The 26,039-nt window shown below is 62.9% G+C and carries 28 protein-coding genes and 2 tRNA genes; 16 read left to right on the top strand and 14 right to left on the bottom strand.

The window, feature by feature from the left end:
* The first annotated feature begins 83 nt into the window (after positions 1 to 83).
* Positions 84 to 656, top strand: a complete 573-nt coding sequence (locus tag YH62_RS19595) for a PilZ domain-containing protein (protein ID WP_137326674.1) — start codon at positions 84 to 86, stop codon at positions 654 to 656.
* A gap of 10 nt (positions 657 to 666) precedes the next feature.
* Here YH62_RS19595 and YH62_RS19590 read toward each other — a convergent pair whose 3' ends face one another.
* The gene (locus YH62_RS19590) at positions 667 to 1,356 is read right to left on the bottom strand and encodes an HAD family hydrolase (RefSeq protein WP_046795926.1); all 690 of its coding nucleotides are present in this window, start codon (positions 1,354 to 1,356) and stop codon (positions 667 to 669) included.
* 127 nt (positions 1,357 to 1,483) lie between these two features.
* Here YH62_RS19590 and YH62_RS19585 point away from each other — a divergent pair, with 127 nt between their 5' ends.
* The 3 genes from YH62_RS19585 to YH62_RS19575 all read left to right on the top strand — a co-directional run bounded on the left by YH62_RS19585 (position 1,484) and on the right by YH62_RS19575 (position 3,401).
* Positions 1,484 to 2,152, top strand: coding sequence for a GntR family transcriptional regulator (locus YH62_RS19585; protein WP_046795925.1), 669 nt, complete (start codon positions 1,484 to 1,486; stop codon positions 2,150 to 2,152).
* Between the two features lie 185 nt (positions 2,153 to 2,337).
* Positions 2,338 to 2,928, top strand: coding sequence for a biotin transporter BioY (locus YH62_RS19580; protein ID WP_046796075.1), 591 nt, complete (start codon positions 2,338 to 2,340; stop codon positions 2,926 to 2,928).
* Positions 2,925 to 3,401 carry a DUF1284 domain-containing protein gene (locus YH62_RS19575; protein ID WP_046795924.1) on the top strand — a complete coding sequence of 159 codons (477 nt, stop codon included), beginning with the start codon at positions 2,925 to 2,927 and terminating at the stop codon, positions 3,399 to 3,401. Before YH62_RS19580 ends, YH62_RS19575 begins: the two co-directional genes overlap by 4 nt.
* Here the strand turns inward: YH62_RS19575 and YH62_RS19570 are convergent.
* Entirely contained in the window at positions 3,352 to 4,035 is a 684-nt protein-coding gene (locus YH62_RS19570) for a winged helix-turn-helix domain-containing protein (protein ID WP_046795923.1), read from the bottom strand. The genes YH62_RS19575 and YH62_RS19570 overlap by 50 nt on opposite strands.
* 72 nt (positions 4,036 to 4,107) lie before the next feature.
* On the opposite strand from YH62_RS19570, the gene YH62_RS19565 reads away from it, so the two are divergent.
* The gene (locus YH62_RS19565; RefSeq protein ID WP_046795922.1) at positions 4,108 to 4,437 is read left to right on the top strand and encodes an NIPSNAP family protein; all 330 of its coding nucleotides are present in this window, start codon (positions 4,108 to 4,110) and stop codon (positions 4,435 to 4,437) included.
* On the top strand, positions 4,434 to 4,781 hold the full coding sequence (locus tag YH62_RS19560) for an antibiotic biosynthesis monooxygenase (RefSeq protein ID WP_046795921.1): 348 nt from the start codon (positions 4,434 to 4,436) through the stop codon (positions 4,779 to 4,781). Before YH62_RS19565 ends, YH62_RS19560 begins: the two co-directional genes overlap by 4 nt.
* Here YH62_RS19560 and YH62_RS19555 read toward each other — a convergent pair.
* Together YH62_RS19555 and YH62_RS19550 are read right to left on the bottom strand one after the other, a co-directional pair.
* Entirely contained in the window at positions 4,778 to 5,128 is a 351-nt protein-coding gene (locus YH62_RS19555; RefSeq protein WP_046795920.1) for a HepT-like ribonuclease domain-containing protein, read from the bottom strand. The genes YH62_RS19560 and YH62_RS19555 overlap by 4 nt on opposite strands.
* Positions 5,128 to 5,424, bottom strand: a complete 297-nt coding sequence (locus YH62_RS19550; protein ID WP_046796074.1) for a nucleotidyltransferase — start codon at positions 5,422 to 5,424, stop codon at positions 5,128 to 5,130. Before YH62_RS19550 ends, YH62_RS19555 begins: the two co-directional genes overlap by 1 nt.
* 140 nt (positions 5,425 to 5,564) lie before the next feature.
* Between YH62_RS19550 and YH62_RS19545 the strand changes: the two genes are divergently transcribed.
* The gene (locus tag YH62_RS19545) at positions 5,565 to 6,695 is read left to right on the top strand and encodes a site-specific DNA-methyltransferase (protein WP_046795919.1); all 1,131 of its coding nucleotides are present in this window, start codon (positions 5,565 to 5,567) and stop codon (positions 6,693 to 6,695) included.
* 146 nt (positions 6,696 to 6,841) lie between these two features.
* On the opposite strand, the gene YH62_RS19540 is transcribed toward YH62_RS19545, so the two are convergent.
* Positions 6,842 to 7,510: an NAD(P)H-dependent oxidoreductase gene (locus YH62_RS19540; protein ID WP_046795918.1), complete on the bottom strand. Its 669-nt coding sequence runs from the start codon at positions 7,508 to 7,510 to the stop codon at positions 6,842 to 6,844.
* A gap of 141 nt (positions 7,511 to 7,651) precedes the next feature.
* On the opposite strand from YH62_RS19540, the gene YH62_RS19535 reads away from it, so the two are divergent.
* Positions 7,652 to 8,539, top strand: a complete 888-nt coding sequence (locus YH62_RS19535) for a LysR substrate-binding domain-containing protein (protein ID WP_046796073.1) — start codon at positions 7,652 to 7,654, stop codon at positions 8,537 to 8,539.
* Positions 8,540 to 8,724: 185 nt separating this feature from the next.
* Positions 8,725 to 9,807, top strand: a complete 1,083-nt coding sequence (locus YH62_RS19530) for a LuxR C-terminal-related transcriptional regulator (RefSeq protein ID WP_046795917.1) — start codon at positions 8,725 to 8,727, stop codon at positions 9,805 to 9,807.
* Between the two features lie 54 nt (positions 9,808 to 9,861).
* On the opposite strand, the gene YH62_RS19525 is transcribed toward YH62_RS19530, so the two are convergent.
* Positions 9,862 to 10,476 (bottom strand): HAD family phosphatase, encoded by a 615-nt coding sequence (locus YH62_RS19525; protein ID WP_046795916.1) that lies wholly within the window; start codon positions 10,474 to 10,476, stop codon positions 9,862 to 9,864.
* A gap of 38 nt (positions 10,477 to 10,514) precedes the next feature.
* Positions 10,515 to 11,612, bottom strand: a complete 1,098-nt coding sequence (gene mutY / locus YH62_RS19520; RefSeq protein ID WP_046795915.1) for an A/G-specific adenine glycosylase — start codon at positions 11,610 to 11,612, stop codon at positions 10,515 to 10,517.
* A 226-nt stretch (positions 11,613 to 11,838) separates the two neighbouring features.
* On the opposite strand from mutY, the gene YH62_RS19515 reads away from it, so the two are divergent.
* The 4 genes from YH62_RS19515 to ppdK all read left to right on the top strand — a co-directional run bounded on the left by YH62_RS19515 (position 11,839) and on the right by ppdK (position 19,820).
* On the top strand, positions 11,839 to 12,339 hold the full coding sequence (locus tag YH62_RS19515; RefSeq protein WP_046795914.1) for a DUF721 domain-containing protein: 501 nt from the start codon (positions 11,839 to 11,841) through the stop codon (positions 12,337 to 12,339).
* A 223-nt stretch (positions 12,340 to 12,562) separates the two neighbouring features.
* Positions 12,563 to 13,264 (top strand): DsbA family protein, encoded by a 702-nt coding sequence (locus tag YH62_RS19510; protein WP_046795913.1) that lies wholly within the window; start codon positions 12,563 to 12,565, stop codon positions 13,262 to 13,264.
* A 36-nt stretch (positions 13,265 to 13,300) separates the two neighbouring features.
* Positions 13,301 to 16,762 carry a chromosome segregation SMC family protein gene (locus tag YH62_RS19505; protein WP_046795912.1) on the top strand — a complete coding sequence of 1,154 codons (3,462 nt, stop codon included), beginning with the start codon at positions 13,301 to 13,303 and terminating at the stop codon, positions 16,760 to 16,762.
* Between the two features lie 376 nt (positions 16,763 to 17,138).
* Entirely contained in the window at positions 17,139 to 19,820 is a 2,682-nt protein-coding gene (ppdK, locus tag YH62_RS19500; protein WP_046795911.1) for a pyruvate, phosphate dikinase, read from the top strand.
* Positions 19,821 to 19,833: 13 nt separating this feature from the next.
* Here the strand turns inward: ppdK and YH62_RS19495 are convergent, their stop codons facing one another.
* The 4 genes from YH62_RS19495 to YH62_RS19480 are packed head-to-tail and all read right to left on the bottom strand — an operon-like array spanning position 19,834 to position 21,713.
* Entirely contained in the window at positions 19,834 to 20,118 is a 285-nt protein-coding gene (locus tag YH62_RS19495) for a type II toxin-antitoxin system RelE/ParE family toxin (protein WP_046795910.1), read from the bottom strand.
* Complete coding sequence (locus tag YH62_RS19490; protein WP_046795909.1) at positions 20,111 to 20,302, bottom strand: hypothetical protein; 192 nt, start codon at positions 20,300 to 20,302, stop codon at positions 20,111 to 20,113. The genes YH62_RS19495 and YH62_RS19490 overlap by 8 nt, the downstream gene beginning before the upstream one ends.
* A 39-nt stretch (positions 20,303 to 20,341) precedes the next feature.
* A complete protein-coding gene (locus tag YH62_RS19485; protein ID WP_052760465.1) occupies positions 20,342 to 21,412 on the bottom strand; it encodes a glycosyltransferase family 4 protein in 1,071 nt (356 codons plus the stop codon).
* 28 nt (positions 21,413 to 21,440) lie between these two features.
* Positions 21,441 to 21,713: a hypothetical protein gene (locus tag YH62_RS19480; protein ID WP_046795908.1), complete on the bottom strand. Its 273-nt coding sequence runs from the start codon at positions 21,711 to 21,713 to the stop codon at positions 21,441 to 21,443.
* Between the two features lie 118 nt (positions 21,714 to 21,831).
* Here YH62_RS19480 and YH62_RS19475 point away from each other — a divergent pair, with 118 nt between their 5' ends.
* Positions 21,832 to 22,725 carry a DUF1499 domain-containing protein gene (locus tag YH62_RS19475; RefSeq protein WP_046795907.1) on the top strand — a complete coding sequence of 298 codons (894 nt, stop codon included), beginning with the start codon at positions 21,832 to 21,834 and terminating at the stop codon, positions 22,723 to 22,725.
* A 2-nt stretch (positions 22,726 to 22,727) separates the two neighbouring features.
* On the opposite strand, the gene YH62_RS19470 is transcribed toward YH62_RS19475, so the two are convergent.
* Complete coding sequence (locus YH62_RS19470) at positions 22,728 to 23,636, bottom strand: MBL fold metallo-hydrolase (RefSeq protein WP_046796071.1); 909 nt, start codon at positions 23,634 to 23,636, stop codon at positions 22,728 to 22,730.
* A 175-nt stretch (positions 23,637 to 23,811) separates the two neighbouring features.
* Here YH62_RS19470 and YH62_RS19465 point away from each other — a divergent pair.
* Positions 23,812 to 23,886: transfer RNA gene (locus YH62_RS19465), tRNA-Gln, on the top strand.
* Positions 23,887 to 23,985: 99 nt separating this feature from the next.
* Here YH62_RS19465 and YH62_RS19460 read toward each other — a convergent pair.
* Entirely contained in the window at positions 23,986 to 24,351 is a 366-nt protein-coding gene (locus YH62_RS19460) for a hypothetical protein (protein WP_046795906.1), read from the bottom strand.
* A gap of 251 nt (positions 24,352 to 24,602) precedes the next feature.
* Here YH62_RS19460 and YH62_RS19455 point away from each other — a divergent pair.
* Positions 24,603 to 24,679 (top strand) — tRNA-Pro (locus YH62_RS19455).
* Positions 24,680 to 24,798: 119 nt separating this feature from the next.
* On the opposite strand, the gene YH62_RS19450 is transcribed toward YH62_RS19455, so the two are convergent.
* Positions 24,799 to 25,857, bottom strand: coding sequence for a site-specific integrase (locus YH62_RS19450; protein WP_245282136.1), 1,059 nt, complete (start codon positions 25,855 to 25,857; stop codon positions 24,799 to 24,801).
* Positions 25,858 to 26,039 lie beyond the last annotated feature (182 nt).

Raw genomic sequence — 26,039 nt, 5'->3', positions numbered from 1 at the left:
AAATTGGCCATGAAAGGCCACAAAACGTGATCGCAGACCGGTTGCTGCGGAACAACGGGAAGAGGTGAAGAGAGTTGAGTAAGGTGTTCGGCAAGATATCGCGCGCGCTTGTCTCCATATCGCTCCTGGCTGTCGCGGCCGGCTGCAATTCTTCCTCGGAAGGTGGAGGGCTGGGGCTCGGCCAGCAGGCTTCCGCGGAGGCGCAACAGCCGGCGACGCCGGTGGTTCAGGCTTTCTGCCCGCCCGTGGTGATGCGTGAGGAGGCGGCTTTCCATCGTGTCTATGCACGCGGTGGCCAGGACGATCCGGAGAAGCTCCTCTATCAGGCGTCGCTTGCGGACGCGACCCGCGCCTGCACCGCAAACGAAACGACCCTGACCATCAACGTGGTCGCCCAGGGACGGCTCGTCACCGGCGCGGCCGGGGCTTCGGGCCCGGTCTCCCTACCGATTCGGGTGGAAGTGATCGATGGCGACAACGTCCTCTATTCGCAGGTCGTCAATTTCAGGGTCGACCTGCCGCCGGGCGCGCCTTCGACCCAGTTCGTCTTCAACAAACCGGATGTCTCCATTCCGAACGGACAAGGCGGTGCCTCGCGCTTCACGCGTGTTCGCCTCGGCTTCGAGACGGGACCGGCGAAGAAGGCCCGGTCCTGATAGCGGATGTTTAGACCGCGCCCGCCCATTCGGTGAGCGCGGCGACCACCGCCGGCAGATCGACCATGCGCGAAATCACGGTTTCAGCGCCGGCATCCGTCAGCCGGTCGGAATGGCTCGCATAGGTGTGCGAGGCGCCGGTGAAGCCGACGACGCGCATGCCGGCCGCGCGTGCGCCATGGATGCCGTGGACCGAATCTTCGATCACCAGCACCTTGGACGGCGAGACGTTGAATTGCTCGGCTGCGTGCAGGAAAATGTCCGGCTTCGGCTTTGCCCGATCGGGGCCGAGATCCTTGGCCGAGAAGATGTGGGGCGCGAAATAGGGCTTCAGCCCGACCTTGGTCAGCATCATGTCGAGCCGGTGAGAGCTCGAATTGGAGCAGATGCAGCGCTGCGTGGTGAGGCGCGCAAGGGCGAACTTCACGCCATCGATGATCTTCACTTCGCGCGCGAGCTTGGCGTCGAGCAGCTTTTCCGATTTGTCGAGCAGCGAGGCGGAGAAGGGGATGTCCGCTTCTTTCTCGACCGCCAGCAGAATGTCCTTCCAGGTCAAGCCTGCGAAGCGCTCGCCCATTTCCTCGACGCTGATCGGATAGCCGGCCTCGGTGAGCAGCCGTGATTCCACCTGTGCCGCGATGATCTCGGAATCGACCAGAACGCCGTCGCAATCGAAAATGATGAGGTCGAATCCACTCATGATGAAACGCCTTGTTGGGGGAGGTACGGGGCCTTTTATACGAGGCGCGCGGCAAGCTCAACCGATGCGGCTGCATGGCAGGGGTGCAGCCCTCGACAACCCCAGGCAGGCCGTCTAATGAACGCACATGGGCAAGGAGCCGGAAGACACAATCGCCAGCCGCATCAGCAGGGAGCTTGCCGATCGCATCGTGCGCGGCGAACTGGCGCCGGGCGCCCGCCTCCGCCAGGATCACATAGCCGAGGAATTCCAGACCAGCCACGTGCCGGTGCGTGAGGCCTTCCGCCGGCTGGAGGCGCAGGGGCTGGCGATCAGCGAGCCGCGCCGTGGCGTGCGGGTCGCTTCCTTCGATCTGGCCGAAGTCCGCGAAGTGGCGGAAATGCGCGCCGCCCTCGAAGTGCTGGCATTGCGCCATGCGGCGCGCCACCTGACGCCCGCGATCCTTGAAGCCGCGGAAGAGGCGACCCGCGAGGGCGATGCCGCAGCCGACGTGCGGGCCTGGGAGGAGGCGAATCGCCGCTTTCACCGGCTCATCCTGACCCCCTGCGGCATGAACCGCCTGCTCGCCTCGATCGACGATCTGCACGCCGCGAGCGCCCGCTTCCTCTTCTCCGCCTGGCAGTCCGGCTGGGAAAAACGTACCGACCACGACCACCGGGCCATTCTGCTGGCGCTTCGTCAGGGGCGGACGGAGGAGGCCTGCGGCATCCTCGAAAAGCACGTGCAGTGGATCGGCCGCGCACCCCAGAGCGTGAAATCCGGCGCTGCACGCGAAGCCTTCGCCATCGTCGGTTGACGATTTCTCAAAAATTATAGATTTTTTTAAATCTGCATTTTCCCTGGAAAATTCAGAGGTTTTTGGCTCTTCTTTGCCTCGAAGTTTCGGCATCTTTCGGAACGGCGCTTGCCTTTGGGAAAAATCGTCGGCATGAAAATATATGGGAATCGAATTTTATCTATAATTTGAAAAAGGAGAGGCAAATGTCCCTGACCAATTCCTATGAGACCCTCGTATTCGACCCTCTGCGGCTGGCCGACCGCTCGCTCGCGACGAAGGCGGTTTTCGTCCTCGCCGGCACGCTCGTGCTGGCGCTCGCCTCGCGCATTTCGGTGCCTATGTATCCGGTGCCGATCACCATGCAGACCTTTGCGATCACCATGATCGGCGCGCTTTACGGCTGGCGGCTCGGTGGCCTCACGGTGCTTGCATGGCTTGGCGAAGCAGCGCTGGGCGCGCCGGTTCTCGCCAACGGATCAGGCGGGCTTGCTCCTTTCGTCGGTCCAACCGCGGGCTATCTCGCGTCTTTCCCGATCATCGCCGCACTTGTGGGCTGGCTTGCCGAGCGTGGCTGGACCGGCGAAAAGATGGTGCGGAGCTTTTTCGCGCATTTCAGTGCCAATCTGCTCTGCCTGGCGATCGGCGGTGCTTATCTCTCGTGGCTGATGGGAATTGAGAAGGGCTGGCTCCTGGGCGTCGCTCCCTTCATTCTCGGGGCCTTCCTGAAGTCCGCTTTGGCGGCTGCCGTGCTCAAGGGCGTGCGGGCCTATAGCGGTCGCACCGATCTCAATTGACGATCCGGCTTCGGGCCCATCATCTCCTCTGCATGCTGACATTCGTCGGTGAAGGCTATAGTCCGGCCTTCACCGCGAATTACCGCCGCATCGCCGAGCGGCTGTCGGCGGGGGAGGAGATCGAGATCGTCCATGGTCCGGACGATATCTGCGCTCCGCTCCTGGCCGATGCCGACGCGCATTGCTTCCGACAGAGCGTCGAAACGAGAGATCAACTCGCCGCGAGTGATGTCGGCGCGCTGCTCGGCATGGCGATAGTGGAGGGGTTGGTGATCCGGCCCGATGCGGCATTCCTGGCGAAGCTTCGCGAGGGATTTTCAAAGCATTCCGTTCGCGGGGCCTGTAGCGGCTGCGAATGGAGCTCCTTGTGTGATCGCATCGCGACCGAAGGCTTCGACGGCGTTCTGGTCGGTCCGGCCCGTCTCACTCGGCCGGAAACAGCGAGAGAAACTTCCGCTCGCCGGATGGGGTGAAGAGGATCGCGCGGCTATCCTCACTCCGCCGCGCCCAGCCGTTTTGGAGGAAGTGCGAAAGCAATGCCTTGCCGAGCGTGCCGGCAAGGTGCGAACGGCGCTCGCTCCAGTCGAGACAGGATTTGCAGAGCGGCCGCCTGCTCGAAGCGAGCGTATCGAGATCGATGCCGATTTCGGAAAGCCGGTCGCGGCCCTGATCCGTGAGCCGGAGGTTTTCGCCCTCCGCATCGATCGCCCCGCTCTGCACGAAGCTGTCGAGCATCCGCACCCCGTAATCTCCGGCAAGATGGTCGTAGCAGACGCGCGCTTTGCGCAGCGCGGGGTCTTTCGGTCCTGGCCGATGGCGCAGATGCCCGCGGCTTGCGGCAAAAACCATGATGCCTTCCAGAAGCGAAGCCGTTGCAGTATCCGCGAGCGCATAATAGCGGTGCCGGCCCTGCTTCCGCTGTGAGATGATGCCGCCGTCTTCGAGCTTGGAAAGATGAGAGCTTGCCGTCTGCAGCGTCACGCCGGCGGCCTGGGCAAGTTCGGTCGCCGTCAGCGCTCGGCCGCCCGTCAGCGCAGTCAGCATGTTGGCGCGTGCCGGATCGCCGATCAGCGTGCCTATGCGGGCTATGTCGGGACCTTCCTTCATACTTCGATCATAACCGAAGCATCTCCGTCGCACAACGTGTCAAAGTCATCCCATGAAAAACGGAGAGACAACATGATTACCTGCTTCATCCGCTACGAGATCGACCCTTTCAAGAAGGAGAAATTTGCGGATTATGCCCGCGCCTGGGGCCAGGCTATCCCACGTTGCGGAGCAGACCTGATCGGCTATTTCGGCCCGCACGAGGGCTCGGCCACCACTGCCTACGGCCTCTATAACATCGAGAACCTCGCGGCCTACGAGGCCTATCGCGCGCGTCTGGCGGAAGACCCGCTGGGCCGCGAGAACTACGAGTTCGCCAAGCGCGAGCGCTTCATCCTGAAGGAAGACCGCATTTTCCTGAAGAACATGTCCCTGCCGCACGGAGCTTTCGTAAAGCCATGATCGCCGTCATCTTCGAAGTGCTGCCCTATATGGGCGAACGCCACAGATATCTCGACCTTGCGGGCGAGCTTCGCTCCGAACTCGAAAAGATCGATGGCTTCATCTCCATCGAGCGGTTCGAGAGCCTGACGCTGCGCGGCAAGATCCTGTCGCTCTCCTTCTGGAGGGATGAGGAGGCCGTGCGGCAATGGCGCAATCTCGAGAGCCACCGCGCGGCCCAGCGCGCCGGCCGCAACGGCATCTTCGCCGATTACCGCCTGCGGATAGGCCATGTGGTGCGCGACTACGGCATGACCGAGCGCGCCGAGGCACCGGAGGATAGCCGGGAAGCGCATGCGGCTTAGTAGGACTGGTCCACCTGCTTTTGAATGGCCTCAATCGCGATCCGAAGTCTGGGAAGCTCATCGATGATAACGCCCCAGATGATCTTGTCGGACAGGCCATGATATTCGTGTCTCAACACGTTTCCGATGCCCTTGACCCGCGGCCAAGGTATTTCCGGCCGCGTATTCTTGAGCTCGGCCGGAATACTGCGACTGGCCTCCGAGATTATCTCGACGGCACGCTCCAGCCCGAGTTTTAGAATTGGGTCATTCTGGTAATCAGTGAATGACTTCCCTGCAATCGCCGTCTCGACGATAGCGATCGATTGAAGAATGTCATTGAGAAAATGCCGGATTTCACGCGCCATTAAAAGACCTGCACGGCGGAGTTTTCGATCTTGTCCTTCAGCATCGGATGCAGGCTGTCTCGCGTGGTTACATCGACCGGCAGATGCAACTCGTCTTCCAAAAAGAGTTTGATGCCAACGAGGTCGAACGCGTTGAAGCGGCTCTGCGGATCGTAATCGATGAACAGGTCGAGGTCGCTCGTTTCCGCGGCCTCGTCCCTTGCAACCGAGCCGAAGAGATAAAGCGAGGTCGCGCCGAGTGCCCGGATGGCATCGGCATTCCGTCTCAGTCTTTCGATCGCTTCGTCCTTTTTCATGGGCATCATTCTAGCGCATGGGCTCACGTCTTTCCATGTGTCCGGATTTTTTCTCGAAATCGCTCATGCGCTTCAGGTTTTGGTAACCAACTTGGGTAACCATAACAGCCAGTAAAGAGTATTAGCGTAGCGAGTATCCCATGGCGTCTGTCCTGCCGCTCGCCGACCTGAAAGTTCAGGCTCGGCCAGCCTCCTGGCTTAATTCCATCATCAAGGGCGATTGCGTGGCCGCGCTGGAAGCGCTGCCGGATCAGTCCGTCGACGCGATCTTCGCCGATCCTCCCTACAATCTCCAGCTCGGCGGCACGCTGCACCGGCCGGATCACTCGGTGGTGGATGCCGTCGATGACGAGTGGGATCAGTTCGCCTCCTTCGAGGTCTATGATGCCTTCACCCGCGCCTGGCTGCTCGCCTGCCGGCGCGTTCTGAAGCCGAACGGCACGATCTGGGTCATCGGCTCCTATCACAACATCTTCCGCGTCGGCACGATGCTGCAGGACCTCAACTTCTGGATCCTGAACGATATCGTCTGGCGCAAGACGAACCCCATGCCGAACTTCAAGGGCCGTCGCTTCCAGAACGCGCATGAGACAATGATCTGGGCCAGCCGTGATCCGAAGGCCAAGGGCTATACCTTCAATTACGATGCGCTGAAGGCCTCCAACGACGACGTTCAGATGCGCTCGGACTGGCTCTTCCCGATATGCTCTGGCCACGAGCGGCTGAAGGGCGAGGACGGCAAGAAGGTTCATCCGACCCAGAAGCCGGAGGCGCTGCTCGCCCGGGTCATCATGGCTTCCACCAAGCCCGGTGATGTCGTGCTCGATCCCTTCTTCGGTTCCGGCACCACCGGCGCCGTCGCCAAGCGCCTCGGCCGAAACTTCGTCGGCATCGAACGCGAGCAGGACTATATCGATGCCGCCACCGCCCGCATCGCCGCCGTCGAGCCTCTCGGCAAAGCCGAGCTGACGGTCATGACCGGCAAGAAGGCCGAGCCGCGCGTCGCCTTCAACACGCTGATCGAAAGCGGGCTGGTCAAGCCCGGACAGGTGCTGACGGACGCCAAGCGTCGCTACAGCGCCATCATCCGCGCCGATGGCACGGTTGCTTCGGGCGGCGACGCCGGCTCCATTCATCGTCTCGGCGCCAAGGTCCAGGGGCTCGATGCCTGCAACGGATGGACCTTCTGGCACTTCGACGACGGACAATCCCTGCGTCCGATCGACGACCTGCGCGCGGTTATCCGCAGTGGTCTTGCGAAACTGGACTGATCCACCGGTCCTCAAGCCCGATCTCGAAATTCCTTCTCTCGGTTTCACCTCTAGTCCCGAAGAAGGATAATTGACGCCCGGGGAGGCTGACCCCGGGCGTCAATAGTCTGCCGCCGTCCGCTTAGGGCGCGCGGCATCCGATGAGGTCAGGCCGCTTCCAGAGCGCTCATCGCCAGCCGGCGCGCGATCTCGCGAGCCTGCGCTTCGGCAAGTTCTACGGATACTCTGTGCCGGTCGTCCTTGAATTCCTGGTATTCGATCGCGACGGTTTCGATTGCGTCCGCTGAGACGCCGAAATAGTGGGCGCAGGCGGCAATCGCCGGGTCGAGCGCGTTCATATGCGCGCGCAACCCGCCCGGCGCGAAGCCGAATTCCCCGCGCGACGACAACACGACGAGCCGCTTGCCCGAAAGTATCGGCGCGATGGGTATGTCGCCCCGTGAAAGATCGAACGAGAAGGTGCGGCCGATTCGGGCGACATGGTCGATCCATGCCTTCAACGTGGATGGAATGCCGTAATTGTACATGGGCACGCCCATGACAAGGATATCCGCCTCAATGACCTCGTCGATAAGCCGGTCGGAAAGCGCCAGCTTTTCGGTCATCCAGCTTTCGCGCGTCTCCGGTGGGGTAAACGCGGCATGAATGAAGCGGTGATCTATCGGTGGAACCGGAAAACGCCCCACATCCCGCGTGACGATACGGGCCGAGGGAGCCTGCCGCCGATACTCCTCGATGAAGAGATTGGTCAGGCGGCGGGTCAGCGAGCGGTCTTCGAGTTGGGCGCTCGAATCGATGCGCAGCAGGGTGGTCATGGTATCTCCTTGTCTCTGGTCGCGGGCAAAAGCCCGCTTCGGGGCCAAGAGCTACCAGCGGCCGAAAGGCTTGGCGAAAGCGAATATTTCAGAGATAAGGTGAATGAGATTCATCTTCCGAGCTCCCGAAAAGAGATCGACATGCGCCGATTGCCGCCTTTGCACGCGCTCAGGGCCTTCGAAGCCGCCGCCCGGCATCTCCACTTCTCCAAGGCGGCGGAAGAGCTCAACCTGACGCCGACGGCGGTCAGCCACCAGGTTCGCCATCTCGAAGACATTCTGGGCGTCACGCTCTTCCACCGCTATCCTCGTCCGGTTCGTCTGTCGCCGGAAGGCGAGACGCTCTATCCGGTGCTGAGAGAAGCGCTCGATCGCGTTGCCGCGGCGGTCGAGGATATCTCGGCCGTGCGTCTGGATCGGCCGCTGACCGTCTCCGTCACGATGGCTTTTGCAAGCCGATGGCTGACGCCGCGCCTGCCAAGCCTGCGGGCCGAAACCGGCCTTGCTTTCGCGATCGAAGCGGAGGATCGGCCGGTGGATCTGCATGCCTCCGATGTCGATATCGCGATCCGCTATTCGGAAGCGCCGGGGCAGGGGGCGGAGTGGGTCCGCCTTTTCGACGACCGCATCGTGCCGGTCTGCGCGCCGCCGCTTCTGCAAGGGCGTTCCCCTGACCTGGACCCCGGAGAAATAGCCGGGCTGCCGCTGATACACTATCGCTGGAAGTCGAAATCGAAAGATGCCCCGTCATGGGAGCGCTGGTTCGCGCGTGCGGCCCAAGGCCTGCCGGGAAAGCCTGCGGTTCAAACTTTCTCGGAAGAGGTCCATGCGATCGACGCAGCCGTCGCGGGGCAGGGCGTGGTGCTGGCCTCCGAGGTGCTTGTTTCGGATTTGCTCGCGCGCGGCGAGCTTATCCGGGTATCGCAGATTACCCTTCCCGGACTGGCCTTCTGGGGCGTGTTCCTGAGTTCCAATCCACGAGCCGGCGAGTTGAAATTGTTCATGGATTGGATGCGAAAGCAGAAATAGGCCCATTCGCAGAAGCTGACGTCGGGCGTTACTCTTTCGGGGAATATTTTATCCCGCCATCAAGCCTCTTTATTTAAGTTTTGATTCATATATTACTGAAGATCAAGAATCTTCGATGCTTTTCAGCATATCTTGAACAGGCGCATACCTCAGGACCAATCGATATTCAGTTTCGGGCGCGGCGGATGATCGAGCATATACCGGAAGAGGAATTCGTAGAGACGATCTATGCCTGTCTCCTCGGCGAGCTGCCATGGCCGAGCCTGATGACGCGCATCGATGCGCTGCTGCCGAATGCGATCAGCAATTTCGTGATGGTGGAAAGCCGCGGCTCGCGTGCCAATGTCGAGCTCAGCACCAATTGCCCGGCCGATGCCATAGAAAGCTACAACAGCTATTATCATCGCGTGCATCCGTGGATGTCCAAGGCTTTCATGCAGCCTATCGGCATGGGCATGATCTCGGATCAGCTGATGCCGAGAAGCCAATCCATGCGGACGGAATATTATAACGACTTCATGCGGCCGCTGGGGGTAACATGCGGCGTCGGCGTCGTTCCGGTCCGCAATAGCGAGGGTGTCCTGCTTCTCAGCACGCTCAATGCAAGCGCGGAACCGGAAGAGATGCTCGCGGTTGCCGATCTTCTCACCCGTCTCTCTCCGCACCTGCAGCGCGCCTTTCACTTTTACCGGCGCCGCGCCGCAGCCGAAGCCGCCGAAAAAGAGGCCATGCTGACCGCGATAGGCGTGGGTACCGTGCTCGTCCGGCAGGGGCGCTTCGTCCGTTCCACGAGCGATAAGGCTCGGATAATGATCGAGGAAGGATGCGGCATCAGCATTTCGCCAACAGGCCGCGCCATGTTTTCCGATGACGAAGCGAGTGGACGGCTCGACCTGATGCTGAAGCGCGATTTCACCGGAAATTCCGTTTTCTCCACCATGGCCGAGCGGAACGGCAAGCGGTTCCGCTATACTCTCCTGCGCCTGGCTTCCGATTACATCAGCGAATTTCTCGAGGGGCCGACCGTCGCGGTCCTGATCGAACGAAACGAGCAGGATAGGGCCCGCCAGCAGGACGCGCTGCTTGCCGCCTATGGTCTCACACCGGCCGAAGCAAGGGTTGCCGCGCGGCTGGTGAAGGGGGAAACCGTGGACGAAGTCGCCTTCGCCCACGGTGTTTCGCGCGAGACGGTCCGCACCCAGATCAAGAGCATCTACGCCAAGCTCGGCGTGAGCCGTCAGGTGGACCTGCTGCGTCTGCTGCTTTGAAGCATGTCGCGCCAAACCGTGCTGTGGTTTTGCGATAACGACACGCGCAAGCGCTTAAACCTCGACGCCGTGGGCGGCGAGGTCCTTCTTTAGATTTTCGGCATCCGTGAAGTGGATGGCCTGCCAGCCGGCAGCCCTGGCGCCTTCCACATTGGGGTAGGAATCGTCGATGAAGATCGTGGCGTCCGGCTTCAGCCCGAAATCGCGGCTATGCTTCTCATAGATCGCCACATCCGGCTTGATGAGCCCGATCTCGCCCGACACGGTGACCCCGCGCGGCTTGTTGAGGAAGGGGAAGAGCTCGCGGGCATGGGTGAAGGTATCGGCCGCGAAATTGGTCAGCATCGTCACGTCGCGGCCCTTCTCGATCAGCCCTTCCATGATGGCGACGCTGCCCTCATAGGCGTGGGGCACCATCTCGTGCCAGTATTTACGGAAGGCGCGAATCTGCTCCTCGCGCTCCGGATGCTTCTCGATCAGCAGGCTTTCGGCGTCTTCCCATTTGCGGCCACGGTCCTGCTCCAGGTTCCATTCATGGGTGCAGACATTGAGGAAGAACCAGCGGCGTTCCTCTTCGTCCGGAATGATGCGGCTATAGGGAATGTTGGGATCGTAATGGATCAGAACCTTGCCGATGTCGAAAACGATGTGGTCGATCTTTGCCGCCATGAATGCCTTGGCTCCCTTGGATTAACTAAACCCGTGAATCAATTGGGTTGGAACGCCCGTGGAATAGCCTGGACGATCGCTTTTTTCATGACGGTCGGCAGCGCCTGGGCATCAAGATTTGTGACCGGCTCCCACCAACCGTCATCATGCACGACCTTTTCGGTCAGTGCCCGGAAGATGGATAATCTGAGTTCGAAATGCGTGAAGACATGGGTAACCGCGCCGCAGGCCTCCCACTTTGCGGGGAAGGGCGCATGGCCCGCGGTGGAGCCACCGTCGATCCGCGAGGTCCAGCCGGTGGTGGGCACTTCGGTCATGCCGCCGAGCAGCCCGCTCTCGGCACGCCGTCTGAGCAGGACCTCGCCCCCCGGCGTCACCGCTATGAAGGCGGCGCCCACGCGGATCGGTTTCTCCTTCTTCGCCGCCTTCACCGGAAACCTCTCCGGATCGTGTTCGGCGAAGGCGAGACAGTCTTCACGCAACGGACAGAGAATGCAGCTCGGCCGCTTCGGCGTGCAGATCGTCGCGCCGAGATCCATCATTGCCTGCGCGAAATCGCCGGGCCGGTCGGTCGGCGTCAATGCCGCCACCTGTCGCTTCATCAGCGGCTTGGCGCCCGGCAGTGGCGCATCGATCGCATGAAGGCGCGAGATCACCCGCTCGACATTGCCGTCCATGACGGTGGCGGGGCGGTTGAAGGCGATCGCCGCGACGGCGGCGGCCGTATAGTCGCCGATGCCGGGAAGCTGCCGCAGGCCTTCCTCGGTACCGGGAAATACCCCGCCATGCTCGCCGGCCACCGCCTCGGCGCATTTCTTGAGATTTCGGGCGCGGGCGTAATAGCCGAGCCCAGCCCAGGCGGCCATGACGTCCTCGACAGGCGCGGCGGCAAGGTCCGTCACCTTCGGCCAGAGCGTCAGAAACTTGGTGAAATAGGGTTTGACCGCCTGCACCGTGGTCTGCTGCAGCATCACTTCCGAAAGCCAGATGTGGTAGGGATCGGCCCTTTTGCCGGCTTTCGCCGCGGCCGGGCTCACCCGCCAGGGCAGCTCCCGGTGGTGCCGGTCGTACCAGGTGAGGAGTGTATCTGCCGGATTGCGCGCGGTGACAGGTTGCGTTGTTGGCTGAGGGGTCATTCTGAGCTATATGAGCTTGAAGTTTCACGATGTCGAGATATCGCATGACGGCTGGGGAAGCACTTCGTTGGGTTTTCCGCGCCGCGCTTGCTCTAATGGTCGTGACTGCATTCGCAATTGTGGTGGTGGTGCTGAATTTTTCCAGCGGCTGGTGTCCCCACGGAGATTTTGATCAATATCCGGCAGATCATCCTGCCTGCCCGACCTCCGTTTCGAGTACGAAGCCTTGAAGAAACCATTTACGCCGAAGCGCGAACTGCAAATCTCGGAAGTGGCGAACGGGATCATCGATCCCGTGCTCGCCCGCCGCGCCGGCATTTCCACGGCCCTTCTCGGCTCCTGGGATGATATCGCCGGCGAGGAATTTGCCGATTGCACGCGTCCGGAAAAGATCGCCTGGCCTCGGCGTGACGCGGCCGGCGAGGCCGAAGGTTACCAATCCGGCGTGCTGACGATTGCTTGCGAAGGCGCGCGTGCGCTCTTCCTCACCCATGCGCAGGGCGAGCTGATCTCCCGCATCAACAGCTTCTTCGGCTTTCCGGCGGTGCGTCAGATCCGCATCGTACAGAAGCCGGTATCGGCCACCTTCCGCCATCCGCGCAAGCCGCCGCCTTTGAAGGGAGAGGCCGCGCGCAAGCTTCAGGAGATGACGGCGGGCATCGAGAGCGAGGTCTTGAAAAAGGCCGTCGAGCGCCTCGGCACGGCGGTTCTCCAGAAGAAGCGGTAAGTAGGTCGCACAAAAGTGTGCCGCGGTTTTGCGATAACGACATGCGTAACCGAAGGCGTGAGGGCGAACCCGGAAGTTCGCGGCGCTTCACCCGTACAGCTTCCGTTCAGCTCCGGCCTGTCACACATCTTTGAAGAGATTTCCCTATCGACGGCTTGTTAGTGCCTTGGGGCCGCGATACGGAAATGACGAAGAATTCAGCTTTCTTGAACAAGGGTGTTCCATGCAGCTTACCGAAACCACCATCACCCGGCGTGCTCTTCTCGGCAGCGCCGCCGTCGCGGCTCTCTGCCTGGCTCCCCCGCTCGGCGTTTCGCAGGCGCTGGCGCAGGAGCTTCCCAAATCCGAGGGCGACGATGTGGATATGGCCGAAGTGCTGAAGCCCGGCCCGCTGCCGGAAATGGCGCTCGGACCGGAAAATGCGCCGGTCCAGATCGTCGAATACATGTCGATGACCTGCCCGCATTGCGCCAACTTCCACAACAACACCTTCGCTGCGATCAAGACGAAGTATGTGGATACTGGCAAGGTCCGCTTCATCGTGCGCGAATTCCCGTTCGATCCGCGTGCTGCTGCCGCCTTCATGCTGGCCCGCTGCAATCCTTCCAATCCGGAGGAGCGCACCACGCCGGAACAGTACGAAGCGATGGTCTCCATGCTCTTCAAACAGCAGCAGACCTGGGCTGCGGCCGAAGATGGCCGCGCCGCGCTGCTGCAGATGTCGAAACTTGCGGGTTTCTCACAGGAGAGTTTCAACGCCTGCTTGACGAACCAGCAGCTTCTCGATGATGTGAACGCAACCATGCAGCGGGGTGCGAACGACTTCGGCGTCAATTCCACGCCGACCTTCCTGATCAATGGGAAGAAGTACACTGGAGACATGTCGGTTGAATCCATGTCGGCGCTCATCGACAGCCTGCTTTGATCGTTTCCCCCGAAGGGGGAAGGCGAGGGGCGCGGCATGAAGTTCACCAAGCTGCGCGTCGTCGGGTTCAAGTCCTTCGTGGAGCCGACGGAATTCGTCATCGAGCGCGGGCTGACCGGGGTGGTCGGCCCGAACGGCTGCGGCAAGTCCAATCTTGTCGAAGCGCTGCGCTGGGTGATGGGCGAGAATTCCTACAAGAACATGCGCGCGTCCGGCATGGACGACGTGATCTTTTCCGGCTCCGGCAACCGCCCGGCCCGCAACACCGCCGAGGTCGGCCTTCACCTCGACAATTCCGACCGCACCGCGCCCGCCGCCTTCAACGATAGCGACGAGATCCAGGTCTCCCGCCGTATCGAGCGGGAATCCGGCTCCATCTATCGCATCAACGGCAAGGAAGCGCGCGCCAAGGATGTCCAGCTTCTTTTCGCCGATGCCTCGACCGGCGCCCGCTCGCCTTCCATGGTGGGGCAGGGGCGCATCGGTGAGCTGATCCAGGCAAAGCCGCAGGCTCGCCGCCAGCTTCTGGAAGAGGCGGCCGGCATTTCCGGCCTGCATTCGCGTCGTCATGAGGCCGAGCTTCGCCTGCGCGCTGCCGAAGGCAATCTGGAGCGCCTGGAAGATGTCGTCACGCAGCTCGAAAGCCAGATCGAGAGCCTGAAGCGCCAGGCCCGCCAGGCGAACCGCTTCAAGTCGCTGTCCGCCGATATCCGCTCCCGCGAGGCCATGCTGCTGCATATCCGCTGGGTGCAGGCGAAGGAGGCCGAGGGAGAGGCCGAAAGCGCGCTCAACCAGGCGACCATCGTCGTCGCCGAAAAGGCGCAGGCGCAGATGGAGGCCGCCAAGGGGCAGGGCATCGCCAGCCTCAAGCTGCCGGAACTGCGCGAGGAGGAGGCGAAGGCGGGAGCAGCGCTCCAGCGCCTGCAGATCGCCCGCGGCCAGCTCGAGGAGGAGGTTAACCGGCTCCTGAAACGCCGCGACGAACTCACCCGCCGCCTTGCGCAGCTCGCCGAGGATATCCGGCGCGAGGAGCGCTTGGTGGCGGATAACGCCGCCTTTCTCGCCAAGCTCGACCAGGAGGAGGCCGAACTCAATGAGCTCCTGGCCGATTCCGGCGTGGAGGCAGAGGATGTGCGGGTGGCCTTCGAGGCGGCTGCCGAAACCCTTGCGGCAAGCGAAAAGCTGTTTGCCGCCATCACTGCCGAGCGCGCCGAGGCCGCGGCGGCGCGCAACCAGCTCGAACGGCTGATCCGCGATCTTTCCGAGCGGCGCCAACGGCTCGACCGGCAGTTGGGAGAGGCGGAAGCGGAGCTTGCTTCGATCACCGAGCGGCTCTCCGGTCTCGATGATCCTTCCGAAAAGCGTGAGACTGTGGAAGCGGCCGAGTTCGCGGTCGAGGAAGCAGCGGCCATGGCCGAGGAGGTCGAGGCGGCGCTTGCCGAGGCGCGTTCGAACGAGACGCTTGCCCGCGCGCCCGTGGAAGCTGCCCGCGCAAGCTTAAACGGGCTCGAAACGGAAGCCCGGACGATCCGCAAGATGCTCGCTGCCGGCGATGCGTCGGGTGATTTCGCGCCGGTCGCGGAAATGATCCGCGTCGATCGCGGTTATGAAGCCGCACTCGGCGCGGCCCTGGGCGATGATCTCGAAAGCCCGGTCGATGCCTCCGCTCCGGCCCATTGGTCGCTCAACGGCGATGGCGCCGACGATCCGGCCTTGCCGCAGGGCGCCGAACCGCTCATCGATCGCGTGACGGCTCCCCCGGAACTCGCCCGCCGCCTGCGCCAGATCGGCGTGGTTGACTTGGCGGATGCCGTGAGGCTGGTGGCGCTGTTGAAGCCCGGCCAGCGCCTGGTGACGAAAGAAGGCGCGGTCTACCGTTGGGATGGCCATGTGAAGGGATCGGAGGCGCCGGGTGCCGCCGCCCTTCGGCTCGCCCAGAAGAACCGGCTTTCTGAGCTGGAAGCGGAAATCGACGAGGCGCGCATCCTGCTCTCCGAGGCGGAAGATGTGGCCGCCGCCGCCGCCGGCGAAATCGCCGCGCAGGAGCGGCGTCTTGCTGATGCGCGCGATCGCAGCAGGCTTGCCGCGCGCCAGCTCGCCGAAGCCCGCGATGTGCTGGCCGCCGCCGAACGCGCCGCCGGCGACCTGATGCGCCGCCGCGATGTGGTGGCGGAGGCTGTGAGCCAGGTGAAGGCGCAGCTCGAGGATCTCGGCCTTCAGGAGGAGAATGCCCGGGTCGAACTGGAAGACGCGCCGGATATTTCGGATATGGATGAGCGGCTGCGCGACCAGCAGATGGCGGTTGCGACCGATCGCGGCCTGCTCGCCGAAGCGCGCGCGCGTCACGAAGGGCTGAACCGCGAGATCGAGGCACGCCGCCGCCGGCTGTGCGCGATCGCCCAGGAACGCACCTCGTGGCAGGCCCGGGCCGCGAGCGCCGAGGATCATGTGGCGACCTTGCGGGAACGCGAGGAGGAGGCGCGCGAAGAGATCGTCGATCTCGAAGCCGCGCCGGAGGAATTCGACGACAAGCGCCGCGCCCTGATCGACGAGCTGCAGAAGGCGGAGGAAGCGCGCCGCATGGCCTCCGACCGGCTGGCCGAGGCCGAAACCCGCCAACGCGAGGCGGACCAGATAGCCGCCACCGCGCTTTTGGAGCTTGCCGAGGCGCGTGAAAAACGCGGCCGGGCCGAGGAGCGCCTGGTTTCGGCCGCCGAAAAGCGTCATGAAAGCGAACAGCGCATCCGCGAGGCGCTCGGCGTCGCGCCGCACGAGGTGTTGCGTCTCGCCGGTCTCCAGGCGGGGGGTGCGCCTCCCGATCCGCGCGATATCGAGCGTGAGGTGGACCGGTTGAAGATGGAGCGTGAGCGGCTCGGTGCCGTCAATCTGCGCGCCGACGAGGAACAGCAGGAGCTTGCCGAAAAGCTCGCGACGCTGGTGCGCGAACGGGATGACGTGATCGAGGCTATCCGCAAGCTGCGCGGCGCGATCCAGAGCCTCAATCGCGAAGGGCGCGAGCGGCTGATCGCCGCCTTCGACGTGGTCAACACGGAGTTCCAGCGCCTCTTCACCCATCTTTTCGGCGGCGGCACGGCCGAGCTGCAGCTCATCGAATCGGATGATCCGCTGGAGGCCGGGCTGGAAATCCTGGCGCGTCCGCCGGGCAAGAAGCCGCAGACGATGACGCTGCTTTCGGGCGGCGAACAGGCATTGACGGCGATGGCGCTGATCTTCGCGGTCTTCCTCACCAATCCGGCGCCGATCTGCGTGCTGGACGAGGTGGACGCGCCGCTCGACGACCACAATGTCGAGCGCTACTGCAACCTGATGGACGAGATGGCCGCCTCCACCGAGACGCGGTTCGTCATCATCACGCACAACCCCATCACCATGGCGCGCATGAACCGGCTGTTCGGCGTCACCATGGCCGAACAGGGGGTCTCGCAGCTCGTTTCCGTCGATCTGCAGACCGCCGAGCTGATGCGCGAAGCAAGCTGACGGCCGGCTTCCGACCCCGATATTTCATCCCCGAAAATTCGATTCAAATGCGTTAAATCACCCATATGGGTGATGTTCGAAATGGGCTATACATGCCTTTATCCCGTCACAATTCTTAACCCGCGTTAGGGTTTCGACGGTCCAACAGTTTCATGTACCCCCCGTCCGGGTCTCCTGTCCTGGACGGAAAGCTTTGCGGGGCCGCTTGTGATCCGGCCCCGCAAAGCTTTGCTTTCCCTTCCTCCCACGCCCTTTCCCTGACCCTTTTCGGCAAATCGATTGCTGCATTGCAACATAATCCTGCCGTGAAGCGTTTCCAAACTGTCGCAAAAGCTGTAATCGTTAAGAAAAATACTGCGGCGGGTGGAGAGCAGGCATGGTGAAATGGGTCTATCGCTTCGGCGGCGACGAGGCGGAAGGGCGGGCCGCCGATGTTGCACTGCTCGGCGGCAAGGGCGCCAATCTCGCGGAGATGGCGAGCCTCGGCCTGCCGGTCCCGCCCGGCTTCACCATCGTCGCGGAAGCCTGCGCCTGGTATTTCGACAACGGTCGCACCCTGCCGAATGATCTGAAGGCGCAGGTGCTGGAGGGGATTTCCCGTATAGAAGGGCTGACCGGCCGCGCCTTCGGCGGCGGCGCCAGACCGCTTCTTCTTTCGATACGTTCCGGCGCGCGGGCCTCCATGCCCGGTATGATGGATACGGTGCTGAACCTCGGCCTCAACGACCGCACGGTGCAGGCGCTGGGCCATGACGCCGGCGATGCCCGCTTCGCCTGGGACAGCTATCGCCGCTTCATCCAGATGTATGCCGATGTGGTCATGGGGCTGGATCACGAAATCTTCGAGGAGATATTGGAGGACGAGAAGGCGCGCTTCGGCCATGAGTTCGATACCGAGCTCTCCGCGGTGGAGTGGCAGCATGTCGTAGGCCTTTACAAGCGGGTGATCGAGGAGGAGCTGGGCGAGGATTTCCCGCAGGACCCGCATGTGCAGCTCTGGAAGGCGATCGCCGCCGTCTTCGCAAGCTGGATGAACCCCCGCGCCGCCACGTACCGCATGCTTCACCGGATTCCGGAGGATTGGGGCACGGCGGTCAACGTCCAGGCCATGGTCTTCGGCAATCTCGGTTCCTCTTCCGCCACCGGCGTCGCCTTCACCCGCAATCCTTCGACCGGCGAGAACGCGCTTTACGGCGAGTTCCTGGTGAATGCCCAAGGGGAAGATGTCGTGGCCGGCATCCGCACGCCCCAGGCGATCACCGAGGAGGGGCGGCTTGCCTCCGGCTCTGACAGGCCCTCGATGGAAAAGCTGATGCCCGAGGCCTTTGCCGAGTTCACGGAAATCTGCGCCCGGCTGGAGCGGCATTACCGCGATATGCAGGATCTCGAGTTCACCGTCGAGCGCGGCAAGCTCTGGATGTTGCAGACCCGCTCGGGCAAGCGAACGACCCGCGCGGCCATGAAGATCGCCGTCGATATGGTGGAAGAGGGGCTGATTACGGAAGAGGAGGCGATCTGCCGCATAGAGCCGGCCTCGCTCGACCAGCTGCTGCATCCGACCATCGATCCGCGCGTGGAACGTCACCTCGTGGGCTCCGGCCTTCCCGCATCGCCGGGGGCTGCGACCGGCGAGATCGTCTTCACGGCGGAGGAGGCGGTCCAGGCCGAGGAGGAGGGGCGCAAGGTCATCCTCGTCCGCATCGAGACCAGCCCGGAGGATATTCACGGCATGCACGCGGCCGAGGGCATTCTGACCACGCGCGGCGGCATGACCAGCCATGCGGCGGTGGTCGCGCGCGGCATGGGCATTCCTTGCGTGGTCGGCGCCGGCTCCATGCGCGTCGATTTGCGCAATGAGGTGCTGATGGGGCTCGGCGGCGTGACGCTGAAGCGCGGCGACACGGTGACCATCGACGGTTCTTCCGGCCAGGTTTTGAAGGGCGCGGTGCCGATGATCCAGCCGGAGCTTTCGGGCGATTTCGGCCGGCTGATGATATGGGCGGACAAGACCCGCCGCATGACCGTGCGCACCAATGCCGATACGCCGCAGGATGCCCGCGCTGCCCGTTCGTTCGGTGCCGAAGGCATCGGGCTCTGCCGCACCGAACACATGTTCTTCGAGGGCGGCCGCATTCACGTGATGCGCCGGATGATCCTCGCGGAGACGGAGGAGGGGCGCCGCACAGCACTTGCCGAGTTGCTGCCGATGCAGCGCGCCGATTTCATCGAGCTCTTCACGATCATGCACGGTCTGCCGGTGACGATCCGCCTTCTCGATCCGCCGCTCCACGAATTCCTGCCGAAGACGGACGAGGAGATCGCCGACGTCGCCAGGGCCATGGGCATGGAGCCCGCTTTCCTGCGCCGCCGCGTCGATGCGCTGCACGAGTTCAACCCGATGCTCGGCCTGCGCGGCTGCCGTCTTGCCATTTCCTATCCGGAAATCGCGGAGATGCAGGCGCGCGCCATCTTCGAGGCCGCGGTTGCCGCCGCCGAAAAGGCCGGCGAGCCGGTCGAGTTGGAGATCATGGTGCCGCTGGTCGGCCTTCGTTCGGAACTCGATTACGTCAAGGGCGTCATAGATCGCGTGGCCGCCGCCGTGGGCGAGGAAAGCGGCAGGAGGATCGGCTATTTGGCGGGCACCATGATCGAGCTGCCGCGCGCCGCGCTCCGCGCTCATGTGATCGCTGAAACCGCAGAGTTCTTCTCCTTCGGCACCAACGACCTGACCCAGACGACCTTCGGCATCTCCCGAGATGATGCGGCCGGCTTCATTCCGATCTACCAGAAGAAGGGCATCATCGAGCACGATCCCTTCATCTCGCTGGATTTCGATGGCGTCGGCGAACTGATCCGGCTGGCGGCCGAGCGGGGCCGCTCCACCCGTACGGACCTCAAGCTCGGCATCTGCGGCGAGCATGGCGGCGATCCGGCCTCGATACGGTTCTGCGAGGAGGCCGGGCTGGACTATGTCTCCTGCTCGCCCTTCCGCGTGCCGATCGCGCGGCTCGCCGCCGCTCAAGCCGCGATCGAGCAGAGGAAAGCATGTTTGGAATAGGAGCGATTGGCTTCTAAAGATGCTCCGGCCATTTCCGGGAGGCATGGAAAATCGCCAGTATCTCGATCCGCTCACGCAGGCGGTAAAAGGCGATGTAGGGTGTTCCGCTGATGACCAGCCGACGCGTATCCTCGTCGGCCGTCAAGCGGCCGATCTTCGGATGCCAGGCAAGCAGGGCAACTGCCTCGACAATACGCCGGACTACCTGTTCGGCGGCCACGACATTGTCGAGCGCGATATAGGAGCCGATGTCGTCGAGATCCTGAAGGGCTTCATCCAGCCAGATGATTTCATCCATTGGGGATGAATTTGCGGATAACGCTCCGAACGGCCTCCGCCGAGGCAAAGCGCCCTTCGTCGGCTGCTTTCTGCCGTTCCTTGAGTTTCCTCATCTGCCATTCGAGCACATCCTCCGTCGCCTCGGAAGGCGTAACCGGCGAGATTGCATCCGCAACGGAAATGGGTTTTGGCGTCGTGCTCATGCTGCAAGTATCGCAGAGGCGATCTGAAGAGTGAAGGCCTTATCTCGGGGCTTCGGCGACGGTACTCTGCAATCCGCCGATCCACTCGCCCATGCCCTCGAAGGTCTCCTCCCAGGTCCGTAGCGACTGGCCGAAGCGCCAGGCGCGTTCGGCTTCCGTGGCAAGACGCTCAGGATCGGCAAGCAGCGCATCGATGAGCGCGGCCGTTGCCGGCGCGTCGTCCGCCGGTGCGCCGATCACTCCGCCGCTCGCCCAGGTTGCCACCGCGCCGGAATCCGTCGTGACCACCGGAACGCCGCGGCTAAGCGCTTCCGCCACGGCCATGCCGTAACCCTCGTAGCGCGATGCGGCGACGAAAAGGCTTGTGGTCTGCCAGAGAGAAGCGAGATCGCTGTCGGAAACCTCTCCCAGCAGCTCGACGCGGCCGCCAAGGCCGAGGTCGGCGATGCTTCTGCGGAGTTGCGCGACAAGCTCGGGATAGCGGTTCGGGTCGCCCGCGATCCGCCACCGCCAGTCCGTCGCGCGCAATCGGCTTGCCGCTTCGAGGATATAGTCGTAGCGCTTGCGGGGAATCACCGCGCCGATGGACAGGATCTGCAGCGGCCGTGTGGCACCGACGGCCGATCGGGAAGCCCGCTCGTTTCCGGGCACGGCGACCCTGATCCGTTTGGCGTCGATGGAATAGTGCTGCTCGAGATAGCGCCTCGATTCCTGCGACGTGGCGATGATGCCCTGGCTTGCGGCGAGCGCCTCTCCTTCCATCCGGCTAAGCCTTAACCCTTCCTCGTCGTGCGGATTGCCGTGCTCCACAACAAGCGAGTGGTGGAAGATGGAAACCACCGGAAACGCCGCGTGGCACAAGAGCGGCAGGAGCTGGCAGACATGGATGTGATCGGTGAGGAGCAGACCGTTCCCGCCGATCGCAGAAAGGTTTGGCGCGAGTGCCGCAAGCGCTTCCTGGCCTATCGTGGGAAACGCCGTCTCGATCCCGATCGGCAGAATGCGGCCCCCTTGCCTGGCAAGCGCCTCTGTCAGGCGGCTGTTGTAGACGAAGCCGCCGGTGCGCCGCGCATAGTCGCGGCTGGAAAAATAGTGGATGTCTCTGGTCATGCCCGTCCCGGCGCCGATGCGGCGATCTTCACCGTCTGCGATCGTGAATGATCACCCGCCGTTCCACGAACATGGGGCCCCAGGCGGTGCGCGCCTGTTGATCGCGCCAGCTGCGGCTTTCCGCCCGCCGGTCGAGATCGAGGTCGAGCAGGCAGCGCGCCATGCCTTCCGTGGCCGGCCGGAAGCCGTAGCTCCTGCAGTGCTGCTCGTCGGCGGCGCGGCGTTCCTCGGGCGACATGGTTTCGCAGGCTGCAAGCAGGAGCGGAAGGGCCGCGAGGAGGATGAGGCGATAGGGTCGCATGGCAAGGCTCCATAAGCTCGGCGGGACGGAACGATCCCGATTCCATTCCCCGCCGACCTGTTCTACACATTGAATCTATACATTGAAGACCATCTCTTCGCGAGGATGTTCCTGCAAGATGACCGTCCGCTTCGTCAGGCCCGTTTCCCATTCGGCCTATGCCGCCCGGCGGATCGGTCTCGCCGCGCTTGTCCTGTTCCTGCTGGCAGCACTTGCCCATCGCTTCGGGCCGCTGACCGGGCCGGATTTCGTGGCTCTCCTCTTCCTATCGGCTGCGATCGCTGCAGCCGCGGTTCCGCTCGCGCTGATCGGCCTCGCGCGCCTCTGGCAGGTGGGCGCCAGCGGCGGCGTTGCCGCCGCAAAGGCCCTCATTTACGCCGCCCTGCCGCTCGGTACGGTCGCGACCGGAGCTTTCCTCTATTACACGCAGCCTGCGCTTCACGATATCTCGACCGACCTTTCCGACCCGCCGGACTGGGTGAACGAGCCGCGCGCGGACCAGCAATGGATGCCGCGCTCCGCGACCGTCACGCCGGCCGATCGCCGGGCGCAGTTCGCCGCCTATCCGGGGCTCACCGGCCGGCGTTACGAAGGCGCGCTCGACCGCGTCTATGAGGGCGTAAAAAATGCCGCGCTCTCCGCCCGCATCACGATCACCCGCAACGAAGGCCTGGAACTGGTGGAGCCGGATATCAGCGAGCGCCCGGCGCCGGGAGACGATCAGGCGGTCGTCCCGGATGTCGCGCCCATCCCGCTGCAGCGCCCCGAACCCTTGCTTGCCGATCCGGAATTGACAGCCGGCGACCTGCTTTTGCAGGGAGAGACGCGCACGCTCGTCCTCGGGCTGCGGTTCGATGTCGTGATCCGGCTGAGGGAGGATGCCGAGACCACCTCGGTCGATATCCGCGTCGCCTCCCGTTATGGCCCGCACGACCTCGGGCTCGGCGCGGTGATCGCCGAGGATTTCCTCGATCGGCTGGACGTGGAGCTTTTGGGGATTTCCGGCGGCTGAAATCAGGCGATCCAATAGGCGCCGGTAAGCGAGGGCGGCCCGTCTGTCACGACGCGGCCCTTCTCGATCAGATCTTCCAGATGCGCGAGCACGGAAAGTGCTGCCGCGCCATGCAGGCGCGGATCTGTCCTGGAATAGATGGCCTTCACCATATCGGGGATCAGCCGGTCGCCCGAGCGGATGCGCTCCAGCACGGCCCGCTCGCGCATGCGCCGATGCGCCCGAAGTCCGCGCAGGAACGAGCCGGGCTCCCTCACCGGCCCGCCATGGCCGGGTAGGAAAATGCGGTCCTCGCGGGTAAGCAGTTTTTCGATCGAGGCCATGAAATCCGCCATGGAACCGTCCGGCGGCGCGACGATCGTGGTCGCCCAGGCCATCACATGATCGGCGGAAAAGAGAACGCCCGTGCCCTCGAGCCCAAAGGCGGTGTGGTTGGCCGTATGGCCCGGCGTATGCACGGCCGAAAGCGCCCAGCCGTCGCCCTCGATCACCTGCCCGTCGGCCACCGCGATATCCGGCATGAAATCGGTATCGGCGCTTTCGGCAAAGGGGTTCGTCTCGCCGGCATGGAGCGGCCGGGAGGCGCGGTGCGGCCCCTCCGCGACGGTGAGCGCCCCGGTCGCTTGCTTCAGCCGGCGGGCAAGCGGCGAGTGGTCGCGATGCGTGTGGCTGACGAAGATATGCGTCACCTCGCGGCCTTTCAGCGCCGCCATGAGCGCTTCGAAATGCGCCTCGTTCTCCGGACCCGGATCGATGACGGCGACGGAGGAGCGTCCGACGATATAGGTATTGGTGCCGTGGAAGGTGAAGGGCGAGGGATTGTTGACGGTCAGCCGCTCCACGCCGTCGGCGACCGGCACCGCCGTGCCATAGGCCGGCGCGAATTCGAGATCGAATGAGGGTTCCGTCACGTCGTCTTCGTCCGCCATGGCATGATCCGTCGAAAAACTTGCCCGTGCTCTAGCATGAGGCGGCGGAGGAAATCTTCAAAAAACCGTCACGGCATGATTGCCGCTCGCGCGAAGCTTTGCTAGAGCAGGCGGCACTTGCGGGGCGGCCGTTTTCCGATCGCCGCCCGCGCCATGGTGGGGCGTCGCCAAGCGGTAAGGCACCGGTTTTTGGTACCGGCATTCCCAGGTTCGAATCCTGGCGCCCCAGCCATACGTTGCCAGTTCATTCGGCACGTTTATTTTTGTGCAACGAAAACCCGCCGATCTTCACCGGCGGGCTCTGTATTCTCCACAATCAACTGTCCGGGTCTTACTCCCCCGTCAGCAGCTCCGTGCAGTAGCTCGGGCCATTGGTGCCGGGGCGGTCGGCGATGATCTTGATGTCGCGGATCGTGTAGTCCTGCGAAACGGTGATCTGCGCCGAGCAGCTCACGCTGGCGTTGCGGCCGTTGGCGAGCTTGACGCGCTTGTAGCCGCCGCGCCAGCTGTAGATGGTGTTGGAGCCGCTTTCGACATCGCTGAGCGGCGGCGCATACTTCGCGAAGAACTCGCCGGCCGAACGGCCCACCCAGCGCGCCTCGATGGGGTTGCTGGCGGCCACGATGGGCCCTGTGCTGGTGCAGGCCGAAAGTGCGATGGCGAAGAATGCGGTCGATGCGATGATGCGGCGGTTCATGTCCCTAAAGCCCCTGTTGTCGCAAGCGCCGGAAGGCGCTCTATGTGCGATGCACCTAACAGATTTTTCGCCGGCTTCGCAGCGGATGCACGGGGCTTCTGCTGAAAATTTGCAAGCGCCGCTTTTTTGCCACGCTTCCCGCCGCTCCTTGCTTTCGAGGGGGTTCCGCCGCCGTCACAATCTCGTTGCAGAAAATTCGGAAACCCGCTTGTGGAACGCGGAAGGCTGGTCTATAGAGGCGCCGCTGGTCACGGAGTGTAGCGCAGTCTGGTAGCGCACCACGTTCGGGACGTGGGGGTCGCAAGTTCGAATCTTGCCACTCCGACCAGCTAGAAGCCTTGGCCTACAAGGGTTTTCATCCCGAGATGACTTCCTCCGCGAAAGCCCTTTTTAGATTTACGGACCGATTGCGGACCGTTTCAGTATCGGACGATTTACCGTCCGGGTTCAAAAGGCGTTCGCAGCCGCCTTCTGGAAGTCCGGACTAGCGTGTGCGTAGGTCCGCTCGAACTCCTCTACCGTCAACCCGAGGGACGACGCGGCCTGGTGGATATCGACGCCGGCCTGAGCCAGCCACGTTGCGCGGGTATGACGCAATACATGCGGCGTCACATCGTCGCCCAATCCTGCGGCGGCGCGAATGCCTCTGAAGGCCTTGTGTGGGCTTACGAACTTCTCGCCCTGATAGTGTGCCACATAACGGAGCCTCACCTCCTGGCCAGTCTCGTCGATGCTCGTATCGGCAGCTTTCCAGTACCGCAGGAACCTCATCAGCCGCGGCGGGATCTTCACAGGCGTGCGCCGCTTGTTGTGGGAAACGCGCTGCCCTTCGGCTTTCCGGTAAATCACCCCGCGTTCAAGGTCGACGTGTCCACCAGTGGTATTTGGTATCCACTGCAGATTGAGGATCGCCGACAGGCGCGTTCCTGTATAGAGACCGATCATAATGACGCGAATGAGGTGCTGGCTACGGAACCCGTTCCGTGCAGCTCTCAGAAGCTTTGCGACTTCCTGTCGAGTTAGCCAAGTTTGACGAGGATCGCCCTTCGCCGGAAGGGTTACCTTCGGCACCATGTCGAGGGTATGCTCGGCATGATAATAGTTGATGGCTGCCCGAAGCACTTCAAGGTCGCGCCTGGAGCCGCCTTCATTGCCACGGTCATCAGCGAAATCGCGGCAAGCCTGACCGCGCAGTTCAGCCACCGTCAGATCTCCGAAGAACTCGTTCAGGCGGTCGATCATTCCCTCGGTTTCTTTCGGTCGGGCCGTCTTTGGGGCTTTTTCCTCAAGGTAAACCAGAAGCACGTCGCCTATCGTGACTTCAGCGGAACGATTGCTGCGCTGGGGCCGATATTGGCTCGCGATGTACTCGGCGAGCTTTCCCTGCGCTGCCTCAACTTCGCTCTCAGGGCACTCTGTGCTGATGCGTTGGGAACCGTCTTTGATGACCCATGTTCCTGTGTCTGGTCGGAGCCAGAGCCTTGCGGGCCGGCGTTTTTGCGGCATTTCTCAATCATCCTCTTAATCCCGTTGCGGGTGACAAAGTCTTTGTTGGCAATCTGGATGATCTCCAGGTTGCCTTTTCCAGCTTCTGTCCTCAGGGATGATTTCGTCAAGCGCCCATGAAAGAACAGGCGAGCTGCATCCGCCAGAGGAATCGGATCATCGTCACCAATCTCAAACTCAAC

The organism is Rhizobium sp. LC145 (genome assembly GCF_001005825.1).
Lineage (GTDB): Bacteria > Pseudomonadota > Alphaproteobacteria > Rhizobiales > Rhizobiaceae > Neorhizobium.
Note: the sequence above shows the minus strand (reverse complement) of the source record. Positions and strands in the feature narration are given on the sequence as shown.